13 protein-coding genes are annotated in these 12,797 nt (G+C 57.3%); 11 read left to right on the top strand and 2 right to left on the bottom strand.

Annotated elements, in window-relative coordinates; translation table 11 throughout:
* Nucleotides 1–105 precede the first annotated feature (105 nt).
* Nucleotides 106–1,767 carry a glutamate--tRNA ligase gene (gene gltX, locus C12CBH8_RS11145; RefSeq protein WP_215533248.1) on the bottom strand — a complete coding sequence of 554 codons (1,662 nt, stop codon included), beginning with the start codon at nucleotides 1,765–1,767 and terminating at the stop codon, nucleotides 106–108.
* A 167-nt stretch (nucleotides 1,768–1,934) separates the two neighbouring features.
* On the opposite strand from gltX, the gene C12CBH8_RS11140 reads away from it, so the two are divergent.
* Nucleotides 1,935–2,462 (top strand): cob(I)yrinic acid a,c-diamide adenosyltransferase, encoded by a 528-nt coding sequence (locus C12CBH8_RS11140; protein ID WP_215533247.1) that lies wholly within the window; start codon nucleotides 1,935–1,937, stop codon nucleotides 2,460–2,462.
* Between the two features lie 85 nt (nucleotides 2,463–2,547).
* Here C12CBH8_RS11140 and C12CBH8_RS11135 read toward each other — a convergent pair whose 3' ends face one another.
* Nucleotides 2,548–3,255 carry an ABC transporter ATP-binding protein gene (locus C12CBH8_RS11135; protein ID WP_343063105.1) on the bottom strand — a complete coding sequence of 236 codons (708 nt, stop codon included), beginning with the start codon at nucleotides 3,253–3,255 and terminating at the stop codon, nucleotides 2,548–2,550.
* 317 nt (nucleotides 3,256–3,572) lie between these two features.
* On the opposite strand from C12CBH8_RS11135, the gene ruvC reads away from it, so the two are divergent.
* From ruvC to C12CBH8_RS11085, 10 genes are all read left to right on the top strand, one after another.
* Nucleotides 3,573–4,112: a crossover junction endodeoxyribonuclease RuvC gene (ruvC, locus tag C12CBH8_RS11130; protein ID WP_099322841.1), complete on the top strand. Its 540-nt coding sequence runs from the start codon at nucleotides 3,573–3,575 to the stop codon at nucleotides 4,110–4,112.
* 58 nt (nucleotides 4,113–4,170) lie between these two features.
* Nucleotides 4,171–4,767, top strand: coding sequence for a Holliday junction branch migration protein RuvA (gene ruvA / locus C12CBH8_RS11125; RefSeq protein WP_090264798.1), 597 nt, complete (start codon nucleotides 4,171–4,173; stop codon nucleotides 4,765–4,767).
* 54 nt (nucleotides 4,768–4,821) lie between these two features.
* On the top strand, nucleotides 4,822–5,805 hold the full coding sequence (gene ruvB, locus C12CBH8_RS11120) for a Holliday junction branch migration DNA helicase RuvB (RefSeq protein WP_090265067.1): 984 nt from the start codon (nucleotides 4,822–4,824) through the stop codon (nucleotides 5,803–5,805).
* A 110-nt stretch (nucleotides 5,806–5,915) separates the two neighbouring features.
* On the top strand, nucleotides 5,916–7,265 hold the full coding sequence (gene glmM / locus C12CBH8_RS11115; protein WP_090264800.1) for a phosphoglucosamine mutase: 1,350 nt from the start codon (nucleotides 5,916–5,918) through the stop codon (nucleotides 7,263–7,265).
* The gene (locus tag C12CBH8_RS11110; protein WP_090264802.1) at nucleotides 7,262–8,143 is read left to right on the top strand and encodes a class I SAM-dependent methyltransferase; all 882 of its coding nucleotides are present in this window, start codon (nucleotides 7,262–7,264) and stop codon (nucleotides 8,141–8,143) included. Before glmM ends, C12CBH8_RS11110 begins: the two co-directional genes overlap by 4 nt.
* Before the next feature lie 79 nt (nucleotides 8,144–8,222).
* On the top strand, nucleotides 8,223–9,083 hold the full coding sequence (locus tag C12CBH8_RS11105; protein WP_171846268.1) for an energy-coupling factor transporter ATPase: 861 nt from the start codon (nucleotides 8,223–8,225) through the stop codon (nucleotides 9,081–9,083).
* Nucleotides 9,074–9,940, top strand: coding sequence for an energy-coupling factor transporter ATPase (locus C12CBH8_RS11100; protein ID WP_215533245.1), 867 nt, complete (start codon nucleotides 9,074–9,076; stop codon nucleotides 9,938–9,940). The genes C12CBH8_RS11105 and C12CBH8_RS11100 overlap by 10 nt, the downstream gene beginning before the upstream one ends.
* A complete protein-coding gene (locus C12CBH8_RS11095) occupies nucleotides 9,937–10,749 on the top strand; it encodes an energy-coupling factor transporter transmembrane component T family protein (protein WP_215533244.1) in 813 nt (270 codons plus the stop codon). Before C12CBH8_RS11100 ends, C12CBH8_RS11095 begins: the two co-directional genes overlap by 4 nt.
* Before the next feature lie 10 nt (nucleotides 10,750–10,759).
* The gene (gene truA / locus C12CBH8_RS11090) at nucleotides 10,760–11,551 is read left to right on the top strand and encodes a tRNA pseudouridine(38-40) synthase TruA (RefSeq protein ID WP_099322836.1); all 792 of its coding nucleotides are present in this window, start codon (nucleotides 10,760–10,762) and stop codon (nucleotides 11,549–11,551) included.
* Nucleotides 11,552–11,556: 5 nt separating this feature from the next.
* Nucleotides 11,557–12,777: a DUF5711 family protein gene (locus tag C12CBH8_RS11085; protein WP_143269569.1), complete on the top strand. Its 1,221-nt coding sequence runs from the start codon at nucleotides 11,557–11,559 to the stop codon at nucleotides 12,775–12,777.
* The last annotated feature ends 20 nt before the right edge of the window (nucleotides 12,778–12,797 follow it).

The following is a 12,797-nucleotide window of genomic DNA, read 5'->3' as shown; positions in this document are numbered from 1 at the left end:
GAAAAAGGGAACGTTGCACGATCATAAACCCTGGTTCTGTCCGCGGGATGTTACAATTAAAGTGAGCCTTAAACCTTGTGCGCGTCATGGCAGAAGGTGAGGCCTTCATTTCATAGCTTCCATGGCCTTCTGGAAGCGGTCGAGCCGTGCGAGAACACGTTCTTTGCCCAGCAGGGCTAAAATAGAGTGAAGGTCGGGGGTATTGCGTCGTCCGGTGACCGCCACACGGATTATGCCGCTGACGTCGCCCACATGGCCTTTGTAGCTGCTGGGATCCTTCTTGTAGACCTTGACCTCCCGGGCGAATCCCAGGGGCTCGCACAGATCCTTTAACCCGCCAAACCAGGCGTCACGGTCGTCTTCCGGACGGAAGGCCTCCCGATAGGCCTTTACAATGGCGGCCGCGTCGGCTGGGGTGACGTTCTGAGGCAGATCATACTGCCCGTCCCACAATTCGTCGTAGAAATAGGATACATAATCCCGGACATCCGACCACTTGCCGATGTCCTTACGAGGCTTGACCGGGGTGCGGTCGATATCAAAAATCGCCGTGGCGTATTGGGGATCGCGGGAAAGAAGGGTGAAAAGCTCGCCGTCGTATTGTTTCGCCCAGTCGGCAGCCAGGTCGTAAACCTCGCTGGCCGGCATCAGCGAAATGACGTTTTTGCTCACATCCTGGAGCTTTTTCAGGTCAAACAAAGCGCCGGATGCACTCATCTTATTGAGCTTGAAGGGGAACTCCGAAATGGGAGTCCGGGCATTTTGACGCCGCCAATCCTCGAAGTTGGAGTTGGCGATGGTCATCAGGTATTCCATGACCGACTGGGCGGGGACGCCCTGCTCCCGGTAATATTCCACCGAAGCCTCCGGGTCCTTGCGCTTGGACAGCTTGCGTTTTCCGCCGTCCTCCTCCTTCATGATGGGGGAGACATGGGCGTAATTGGGGGCCTTCAGGCCCAGCATATAGAAAAGCTGAAGATGGATGGGGGTGGAGGAAATCCATTCGTCGCCGCGGATGACATGGGTAGTCCCCATCAAATAATCGTCCACCACATGGGCAAAATGATAGGTAGGGATGCCGTCCTGCTTTAAGATGACCACGTCCTGGATATTTTCCGGCATCTCGATTTTACCCTTGACCCCGTCTTTGAAGCTGACCCGGCGCTCCATGGAACCGGGGGATTTGAGACGGATGACAAACGGTTTGCCCTCGCTGAGGTTTTGTTTGACTTGGTCCAGGGTGATATCCCGATAAACAGCCCATTCCCCGTAGTAGCCGGGGGTTAATTTCTGGGCTTCCTGTTTTTCACGCAGGGCGGAGAGCTCCTCTTCGGTGCAGAAGCAGGGATACGCCTTGCCCTGGGCCAGAAGGGATTTGACAAAGGTGCGGTAGATCATGCGCCTGGCCGACTGAAGATAGGGGCCGTAGTCCCCGGCTTCACTGTCCGGCCCGGTACGGCCCTCATCGAAGTGGATGCCGAATCCGGAAAGGCCCTGGATGATGCCGGTGACGCCGTCGGCCACCTCGCGTTTTTTATCGGTATCCTCAATGCGCAGGAAGCATACGCCGTCGGGCTTTGATACCAGCCGGTTGACCATGGCGGTAAACAATCCGCCGATGTGCAGGAAACCGGTGGGGCTGGGTGCAAAACGGGTGACCCTTGCCCCGTTTGGAAGCTCGCGGCGGGGATACCGGGCCAATACCTGTTCCGGCGTCTCGGTGACGTCGGGCAGTAAGAGATCGGCCATCTCCTGATATTCTGACATGGGATCACACTCCCCTTTACTTTCAAAATGGGTTACCTTCTTATTATTGCAGAAATCCATCCGGTGTTCAAGTATTTTTTCTGACGGGATATCCCATGAAATGCCGTCAGCCGGTTGACGAAGGGGCAGACGATAGGGTATCATGTGCCACAAAGGGGGACTTGTACATGGAAAACGGTAGGATTCACATCTATTGCGGCGATGGCAAAGGAAAGACTACGGCGGCGGTTGGATTGGCTGTAAGGGCCAGTGGAAGCGGCAAGAAGGTGCTGTTTTTGCAGTTTCTCAAAGGGGAAGAGTCTGGAGAACGGCAGGCGCTGCGGCTTCTGCCGGGTGTGACGGTCTATCCCAATCCGGAGCACATCAAGTTTTCCTTCCAGATGACGGAGGCGGAGAAGGACGAGGTGCGGGCCGATAACGACCATCGATTTAAGGACGCCGCCATTGAAGCCATCGAAAAGGGCTGTGATCTCCTGATCCTGGACGAGGCCATCGGTGCCCTCCAGACCGAGCTGCTCAGCCGTGCGCTGGTGCTTTTTTATCTGCGCACCAAGCCCAAGGGCTTGGAAATCGTGCTCACCGGCCGGGATCCCGATCAAGAGCTGATGGAATTGGCCGACTATATCTCCGAGGTCAAAAAGCTTCGGCATCCCTTTGACCAGGGGGAACAGGCGCGCCAAGGGATTGAATGGTGACAGGCATCTCTAGAATAAAAGTAAAAGCGGATCGGGGAGCTTCCCGGTCCGCTTTTTAATGTGGATTCGATCCATAGAGGAATCTTTATCCTGCGCCCAAGGCGTCGGAGGGCTGAGAGACATGGTCGTCTACCACGCGGCCGTCCTGGAGGCGGATGATGCGATGGGCTGAGGCGGCGATGGTGTTGTCGTGGGTGATGAGGATGACGGTGCGGCCCTGACGGTTGAGTTCCTCAATAATCTGAATGACCTCCCGGCCGGAAACGGAGTCCAGATTGCCGGTGGGCTCGTCGGCCAGGATGATGCTGGGCTTGGCGGCGATGGCGCGGGCGATGGCCACACGCTGCTGCTGTCCGCCCGACATCTGGGAGGGCCTGTGATGCATGCGGTTGTGGAGCCCCACCTGCTCCAGGCATTCCATGGCCAGCAGACGCCGCTGCTTTTTCCCCATGCCCCGGTAGGAGAGGGGCAATTCCACATTTTCCAGGGCGTTGAGGCTGGACACCAGGTTAAAGCCCTGGAAGATGAATCCGATTTGTTTGTTGCGGATGAGGCTCAGCTGATTGTCCGAGAGGCTGGATACATCCTGCCCGTCCAGCAGATACCGCCCGGAGGACGGGACATCCAGGCAGCCCAGTATGTTCATCAGGGTGGACTTGCCCGATCCGGATTGTCCCACAATGGCCAGATATTCCCCCTCCTGTACGGTAAGGCTGACGCCGTCCAGGGCGTGTACAGCGTTGGGCCCGGGATTGTAGATTTTGTAAAGGTCTTCCAGCTGGATTAAAGCCATAATTACCATCCTTTCAGCGAAGTGGGTGTTCCCACTTTGTCTTAGTATGCGCGGATGGAGAAAGGTTTACCCGTGTCCCAGCGTATTTATCCCGGAATTCTCAAAGCGCACGGGACGGGAAAAAGGAAACCCCGCCGGGCGGAGTGGTTGTCAACCTTTGCCTCGTATGGTATAATCTTTAAGATTAGGATGTTATAAGAAGGCGCTGCGCGTCTTTTATCTTCCGTTTTACTGGCCAGCCTACGGTCATGGTCGAGTTTGATTGCTCAGATAATGCTCTGCAATAAAAAAGGATGCGCAGGGAGAGGAGGACGCCTATGTTGGTTTTGGGCATTGACCCTGGATACGCCATTGTGGGATGGGGCGTGCTCCGGTACGATCGGAATCAGTATATCCCCGTGGACTTCGGCGCCATCACTACCGACGCCGGTACCGATTTCTCCCAGCGGCTCAATGATGTTTATGACGGCATCTATCGCCTGTGCCAGCGGTATCGTCCCGACGCGGCGGCGGTGGAGAAGCTGTTTTTTACCAGCAATCAAAAGACGGTCATCGGCGTGGCCGAGGCCAGAGGCGTCACCCGGCTGGCCCTCAGGCAAAACAACGTCCCGTTTTTTGAATACACTCCCCTTCAGGTCAAGCAGGCGGTGGTGGGATACGGCAGGGCGGTCAAGGCCCAGGTCATGGAGATGACCCGTCTCATGCTGGGGCTTAAGGAAGTCCCAAAGCCCGACGATACGGCCGATGCACTGGCTATCGCCATCTGCCATGCCCACTCGTCCGGCTCGATTTTAGGATCCCTCAAGCAGGGCGGATCGGTGCCGGGGGTGCATCTCTCCATCCGGGAGGGCATCTGATGAGGGGAAAGGTCGTGTCCCATGAGAGACAAGGTGTGATGGGGAGAAAGGATTTGGTATGTTTTATAGTTTAACGGGAAAGGTTGTGCACACGGAGCCAGGTTTTGCCGTGGTGGAATGCGGCGGGGTCGGGTTCCAGTGCCATACCACCTTGGGGACGCTGTCCCGCATCCAAGGGGAGACGGGCCCCGTCACCCTTTACACCTATTTAAACGTGCGGGAAGACGCCTTGGTGCTGTTCGGATTTGCCGATCCGGAGGAGCTCCACTGCTTTAAGATGCTCATCTCGGTAAACGGCGTGGGCCCCAAGATGGCGCTTGCGTTGCTTTCCAGCCTTTCGGTGGGGCAGTTTGCCGTGTGCGTCGCCAATCAGGATAGCAAGTCTCTCACCAGAGCGCCGGGCGTGGGTCCCAAGATCGCCCAGCGCATTGTGTTGGAACTCAAGGATAAATTATCGGTCAAGGATAAGGCCGGGGTGGAGCTTTCCATGGGAGGCGTGCCGTCGGCATCCAGCAACGCCCAGGAGGCGGTGGATGCTTTGGCAGCCTTGGGATTCTCACCGGCAGAAGCATCGTCGGCAGTGGGCAGGCTGGACAGCGCCCTGCCGGTGGAACAGCTTGTCCGCGACGCCCTCAAGACGCTGGGAGGAGGATGATAACCAGTGGCGGACTTTGACCTGGATTTGGAAAATAGGATCACAGCCCCGGAGATGATCCCGGAGGATGTGGAGAGCGAAAACCCGCTGCGTCCCCGCAGCTTGGATCAATATATCGGCCAGGAGAAGGCCAAGCAAAATCTGTCCATTTACATTGAGGCGGCCAGAGGCCGCGGGGAAGCGCTGGACCACGTGCTGCTGTTCGGCCCTCCCGGACTGGGAAAAACCACCCTTTCGGGTATCGTGGCGGCCGAGATGGGGGTGCATCTGCGGGTGACCTCCGGACCGGCCATTGAGAAGCCGGGGGATCTGGCCGCGCTTCTCACCAATCTGAGCCCGGGGGACGTGCTGTTCATCGACGAGATCCATCGGTTGTCCCGCAGCGTGGAGGAGGTTTTGTATCCCGCCATGGAGGATTTCGCCATCGATATTATCATCGGCAAGGGGCCGTCGGCCCGTTCCATCCGGCTGGACCTCCCTCATTTTACATTGGTGGGAGCCACCACCCGTTCCGGCCAGCTGGCGGCGCCTCTTCGGGACAGGTTCGGCATCCAGCTGAGGCTGGAGCTTTATACTCCCGAGGAGCTGGCCCAGATCGTCAACCGCAGCGCCTCCATCCTGGGCATCGACATCGATGAAGACGGGGCATTGGAACTGGCCTCCCGATCGAGAGGAACCCCCCGCATCGCCAACCGCCTGCTCAAGCGGGTACGGGACTTTGCCCAGGTGCTGGGAGAAGGCAAGATCAATACCGAGATCGCCCAGCAGGCATTGTCCCGCATGGAAATCGACGAGATGGGCCTGGACGCCAACGACCGCCGGATGCTGGATATCATTATCCATGTGTACAACGGCGGGCCGGTAGGCCTGGATACGTTGGCCGCCGCTCTCGGGGAGGAATCGGTCACCATTGAGGACGTGTATGAGCCCTATTTGATGCAGATCGGCTTTTTAAGCCGGACCAAGCAGGGCCGTATGGCGTTGCCGCCTGCCTATGCCCACATGGGCATGGAGTACACGGGCCAGCTGAGTTTCTAATATTTTTTGAGAATACAGGGGCAAATCCCCTTTGTTTTGGATAAATTAGGATAGAGAGAGTTTTATGAAATCTAGGCCGCCCGGCGGCCGGCAAGGAGTGCAACGAAGTTATGGGAAGATTGTTTGGAACCGACGGCGCCCGCGGCGTCGCCAATACAGAGCTCACCTGTGAAACTGCCATTCAAATCGGCCGGGCCGCCGCTATGGTGCTGGCCGAAGCGTCGCATCATAAACCGCTGATCCTCATCGGCAAGGATACCCGTGTTTCCTCCGACATGCTGGAGGCCGCCATGGTAGCGGGGCTGACTTCGGTAGGAGCCGATGTGCAATTGCTGGGCGTGGTGGCCACTCCGGCGGTGGCTTATCTGGTGCGTAAATACAAGGCCGACGCCGGCGTGATGATTTCAGCGTCCCACAATCCCTGCGAATACAACGGCATCAAGCTGTTTAACGGCGAAGGCTTTAAGCTGTCCGATTCCCTGGAGGAGCAGATCGAAGCCATTGTTCTGGACGGCGCAGAGCAGCCGCCCCGTCCCATCGGAGGGGACATCGGCCATGTGTCGACGGCAAAATCGGCGGCTGAGGACTATATCCGTTTTGTGGCATCCACCATCGACCAGTCGCTGTTCGGCATGAAGGTGGCGCTGGACTGCGCCAACGGCTCGGCGTCTTACACCGCGAAAAAACTGTTTACCACCCTGGGTGCCGACGTCATTATGATCCACGACCAGCCCGACGGGGTGAATATCAACGACAAATGCGGTTCCACCCATATGGAGTCCCTGATGGAGACGGTCAAACGGTTCCACTGCCATTTAGGTCTCGCTTTCGACGGCGATGCCGACCGTTGCCTCGCCGTGGATGAAAAGGGAGAACTGGTGGACGGCGACAAGATCATGGCCGTCTTTGCCGACCAGTTCATGCAGGAGGGAACCCTGAAAAATGACACCGTCGTGGTGACGGTCATGTCCAACCTGGGATTTTTCCGGTTCTGCGAGGAAAAGGGCGTCAAGACGGTGGCTGCCAAGGTGGGTGACCGGTATGTGCTGGAACAGATGCTGGCCGGCGGGCATCGCTTGGGCGGCGAACAGTCGGGCCATATCATCTTCTTGGATCACAATACCACCGGCGACGGCCAATTGACCGGCGCACAGCTCTTGAACGTTTTAAAGAAGCGGGGGGAGAGCCTGTCCAAAACGGCGTCCGTGATGGAGCGGTATCCTCAGGTGATGGTCAACCTGCGTGCCGACAGCGAGCAAAAGAAACAGTTTGAAACCGATCAGAAGATCCGTATCCTGGTAGAGGAGGCCGAGCAGAAGCTGGGCCGGGACGGCCGTGTACTGGTGCGTGTCAGCGGGACGGAGCCGCTGGTGCGTGTCATGGTGGAAGGCAAGGACTTTGATACCATCAATACATTGGCCGTGCAGCTTGCCAAGGACATTGAGGCGAGGCTGGTATGAGGGTAGCCGACGGTTGGAAGGACTATGAGCTGCTGGACACCTCCGATGGCCAACGGTTGGAGCGGTGGAAGGACATCACCCTTATCCGCCCCGATCCCCAGGTCATTTGGAGCACTCCTAAAAAGCATGTGGGATGGCGAGGCGCCAACGCCACTTATCTGCGGTCCAGCTCAGGCGGCGGGCACTGGGAGGTCCGCCGCCGCATGCCAGACGTGTGGCAGGTAGCCTATGGGGATTTGCTGTTTAACATCAAACCCATGGGATTTAAACATACCGGCCTGTTTCCGGAACAGGCCGTCAATTGGGACTGGATGAGGAAAGCCATAGAGGGTGCGGGACGTCCCATCAAGGTGCTGAATTTGTTTGCCTATACCGGCGGCGCTACCTTGGCCTGCGCCGCTGCGGGAGCGTCGGTATGCCATGTGGATGCCTCCAAAGGGATGGTGGCGTGGGCCAGGGAGAATGCCGCCGCATCCCATCTGGCCGACAGATCCATTCGCTGGCTGGTGGACGACTGCATCAAATTCGTGGCCAGGGAAGCAAGGCGGGGCAACCGGTACGACGCCATCATCATGGACCCGCCGTCCTACGGCCGCGGCCCGGGCGGAGAGGTATGGAAGCTGCCGGAACAGCTCCACACGTTGCTCACATCCTGCCGGGAGATTCTGGTGGAGCATCCGTTGTTTTTTGTGCTGAATTCCTATACCACCGGCCTTTCGCCGTCGGTGATGGGATATATGTTGTCGGCTCTGCTGGGGAATACCTTTGGCGGTGAGGTACATGCCGATGAAATCGGATTGCCAGTGACAGCGTCGGGACTTGTTTTGCCCTGCGGCGCTACGGCCGTATGGTCGGACAAGTCCTGTCCCAGCCTGTAAGTAGGATGAATTGGAATGGGCGGCGGGCTTCGCCGCCTTTTTGACCCTGTGAAACGGTAATCTGCAAGGGAGGATTCCAATGCCACAGATGATTGAAACAAAAGATTTGACCTTCCAGTATCAGATTGAAGGGGAAGAGAGCTGCCTTGTGCTCAATGGGATCAACTTATCCATTGAGCAGGGGCAGTTTGTGGCTTTTTTGGGGCATAACGGCTCGGGAAAGTCCACCTTGGCCAAGCACTTTAACGCGATGCTATTGCCGTCCGGAGGCAGCTGCCTTGTGCTGGGCATGGATACGATGGATGGAGAAAAGAAGTACGACATCCGCCAATCGGTGGGGATGGTGCTGCAAAATCCCGACAACCAGATGGTAGCCACCATCGTGGAGGAGGATGTGGCTTTTGCGCCGGAGAACCTGGGCGTGGAGCCGGAAGAGATCCGCCGCAGGGTGGACGATGCCCTCAAGGCGGTGGATATGTATGAGTACCGGCATCACGACTGTTATCGTCTGTCCGGCGGGCAGAAGCAGCGTGTGGCCATTGCCGGCGTCATCGCCATGCAGCCCAAATGCATCGTTCTGGACGAACCCACCGCCATGCTGGATCCCAAAGGGCGCAGCGAGGTGATGTCCACCATCCGGGCCCTCAATAAGGATTTGGGCATCACGGTGGTGCTCATCACCCACTACATGGAGGAGGCCGTGCAGGCCGACCGGGTGGTGGTGGTGGACGACGGACAAATTCTGCTGGACGGAACGCCACGGGAGGTATTCTCCCAGGTGAAACTATTGAAATCGGTGGAGCTGGACGTCCCCCAGGCCACCCGATTGCTGTATCGGCTGGAGGAGGCCGGGGTCCAGGGCTTACCCAAAGGGGTGCTGGACGACGAGGAATGCATTGAGGTGCTTTCCCATTATCTGGAGGTGCACGGATGCCGCTGATCGAAACAAGAGATTTGACGTTACAATACAGCGCCGGCACTCCCTTTGCCAAGACGGCGCTCAGTCACGTATCCATTTCGGTGGAAGAAGGGGAATTCGTCGGGGTCATCGGCCATACCGGTTCGGGCAAATCCTCCCTGATGCAGCTGCTCAACGGACTGTTAAAGCCCACGTCCGGCCAGATCCTGCTGGAAGGCAAGGACATTTGGGAAAATCCCAAGCAGATCCGTCAGGTTCGCTTTGCGGTGGGACTGTGCTTCCAGTATCCGGAATACCAGTTGTTTGAGGAGACGGTGGCCAAAGACATCGCCTTCGGCCCCAGGAACATGGGGTTAGATGAAAAACAAATCGCCGCGCGGGTACGCGATGCAGCTCATTTTGTATCCTTAAAGCCGGAGCTTTTGGAGAAATCCCCCTTTGACCTTTCGGGGGGAGAGAAACGCCGCGCCGCCATCGCCGGCGTCATGGCCATGGATCCCAGGGTACTCATCCTGGACGAGCCTACTGCCGGCCTGGACCCCAAAGGAAGGGACGTCATCTTGCAGCAGATCCGAGACTACCAGCAGGCCAGAGGGACGACGGTATTGCTGGTATCCCACAGCATGGAGGACGTGGCCCGTGTATGCTCCAAAGTGCTGGTGATGAACGAGGGGAAAAATGTGCTGTACGGCACGGTGGACGAGGTGTTCAGCCAGGCCGAGGAGCTTTCCCGGATGGGCCTGGCAGTGCCGCAGGTGACAAGGGTATTCCTGGGACTCAAGCAGAGGGGCTTTGACGTCCGAACCAACGTCTATACCGCCCGCCAGGGCCGGGATGAGATTCTCCGCTTACTGGGAGAGAAAGGGGTGAAGCCATGATCCGGGATATCACCATCGGCCAATTTTTCCCCGGGAAATCGGCGCTCCACCGCATGGATCCCCGGGCGAAGCTGGTTCTTTTGATTGTATACATCGTCATGATTTTTGTGGCCAGCAATTTTTGGGGCCTGGGATTATCGGCGGCATTTCTGATAGGGACTACCCTGCTTTCTAAGGTGCCCATTAAGACGCTGTTAAAATCCATCCGCCCCCTGCTGATTGTTATCCTGTTTACCGCGCTCATCAATATCTTTTATGTGGACGGCAATACATTGGTGCAATGGGGCATCTTCCGCATTACGGACAAGGGTATTTTTACCGCAATCTTTATGGCGGTGCGCATCGTTCTTTTGGTGCTGGGCGGATCGGTGCTGACCTACACCACCTCTCCCACCGACCTGACCGACGGTTTGGAACGGCTTTTGAGCCCGCTTTCCAAGATCCGGCTGCCTGTCCACGAGCTGGCCATGATGATGAGCATCGCCCTGCGTTTTATCCCCACCCTTTTGGAGGAGACCGATAAAATCATGGCGGCTCAAAAGGCCAGAGGCGCCGATATGGAATCGGGGGGGCTCATGCAGCGGGTCAAGGCGCTGATTCCCATTTTGATTCCCTTATTTGTGTCGGCCATCCGCCGGGCATACGACCTGGCCATCGCCATGGAGTGCCGCTGCTACCGGGGAGGCGAAGGCCGTACCCGGATGAAACAGCTTCACTTAGGCAGTGTGGACGCTTGGGGTATTTTGGTCACGGCTGTGTGTCTTGGCGGCGTCGTTGCCCTCAAGGTGCTGCTGCCGTCCACTTTATGAGGGAAGGGCCATGAGTCGAACCTTACTGCTTACCCTGCGTTACGACGGCAGCCGGTATCACGGCTGGCAGGTGCAGCAAAATGCCGTCACCGTGCAGGAGGTATTTCAAAATGCCTTGGGGGACCTTCTGGGGACCCGTCCCGACCTGAAGGCGTGCAGCCGCACCGATACCGGCGTCCATGCCGATATGTTTTGCATCAGCTTTGAGACAGATTCCCGCATCCCTTGCGGACAGTTCCCCCAAGCTCTCAATATGCGGCTCCCCCGGGACATCGCCGTCTACGGCTGCCGGGAGGTGGAGGAGGGATTCCACGCCCGGTATCACTGTTTGGGAAAACGCTATGTCTATCAGATCCTCAACACCAAACAGCGCAATCCCTTTTACGAGGGAAGGGCGCTTCATTACCGTTATCCTTTGGACGAAAAGATGCTCCATCAAGCGGCCCAGCAGTATGTGGGACAACATAATTTCAGCGGCTTTTGTTCTTACAAAAGCACGGTGGAGGATACCGTGCGAACCGTAAGCCATTGCAGCGTGGAGAGAAAAGGGGATCTTGTGACATTCTCGGTCCAGGCCGATGGGTTCCTTTACAATATGGTGCGCATCATGGTGGGAACCCTTCTGCGCATCGCACAGGGCAAATTTAGGCCCGACTGTATCCCCGTCATCCTGGAAAAGGGGGATCGGGCCCTGGCAGGTCCTACCGCCCCGGCGGAGGGACTGTATCTCAGCCGGGTACTCTATGCATTTGACCCGCTGGAGGAGCAGCGGGTGACGAACAATTTTAAAGAAAGGGAGTGAACATTGTGCCAAAACCGCAGAAAACGACGAAGAAGCCGTCGGATGGAGAGCATAAGACGGTTGCTTTTAAAAGGAAGTCCACCCCCATGAGGAAGATGGTCAAGGCCGCCGTCTGGACGGTGGTGATTTTGTTGCTGGTTACGGGAGGCCTTTGGGCCTACAGCAACCGGGATAACCTGACACCCGACCGTATTTCCGAGTGGTTCGACACCCACTTTGCCTCCTATGGGACAGGGGATGGATTCCCTGTGGACGCGGCAGGCAGCACCGTCAAACAGCTCGCCTCCATGGGCGGGGACGTGGCGTTTCTCACCGACAGTTCCTTTGAACTGCTCAATCAGACGGCCAGCTCCATTGTCAACCGGCAGCACAATTGTACCACTCCAGCCCTGCGTGTCAGCGATACCCGGGCTCTGATCTACGACCGGGGCGGATCCAATTGGCGTGTGGAAAACCGCCGCCGCACCTTGGTGGATAAGGAAGAGGAGTATAAGATCATCGCCGCCGACATCAGCGAAAACGACCAGATTGTGATGGTGACCCAGTCGGGCAACGGTTATCTCTCAGAGATGCGGGTGTATGACCAGAATTTTGAAGAAAAGCAGTTCAATTGGTCGTCGGCTGAGGGACAGGTAGTGGATGTAGCCGCTCGTCCGGATGGAAAAGGAGCGGCCGCGGTATCTCTGACGGTGGAAGGCGGGCAGATGAATTCCCTTGTGGATGTACTGGATTTCAGCAGCGGCAAGGCCACCCCGCAGAAGCTGGAGGGTGTCTTGCTCCTGACAGTGGAATACAGCGGCGGCCGTATTCTGGCGGTGGGGGATAGTCAGTGTGTCAGCCTTGCACAGGATGGGTCGGATCTCAAGACCTATTCCTATGACGGCAAGTATCTGGCGGGATATAGCATCTCCCCGAACGGCGGCGTAGCCTTGGCGCTGTCCGACCACGAGGACCTGCGGGACAGCACTTTAGTGTTGCTGGACGGGTCCTTGCAGGAGGAGAGCCATCAGAATCATGTGGGACGGGTACGCGCCTTGTCCTACGATGAAAATGTGGCCATGCTGACCAATTCGTCGGTGACGGTGATCCGTCCCCTCGACGGGCAGATTTTGGGGAGACAATCCACCTCCAGCGGCGCGCAGGATATTCTGCTCCAGGGGAATACTCTTTATGTTCAAGACGCCGATCATTTAAATCAAATTGATGTCAATCAAATGGGACAATAAGGGGCATACTGGATAAGAGT

Origin of the sequence: Solibaculum mannosilyticum (genome assembly GCF_015140235.1) — a bacterium.
In the GTDB taxonomy this organism is placed as follows: Bacteria; Bacillota; Clostridia; order Oscillospirales; family Acutalibacteraceae; genus Solibaculum; species Solibaculum mannosilyticum.
The sequence above is the reverse complement of the archived record's forward strand: the minus strand, read 5'-3'. Positions and strand labels throughout refer to the sequence as shown.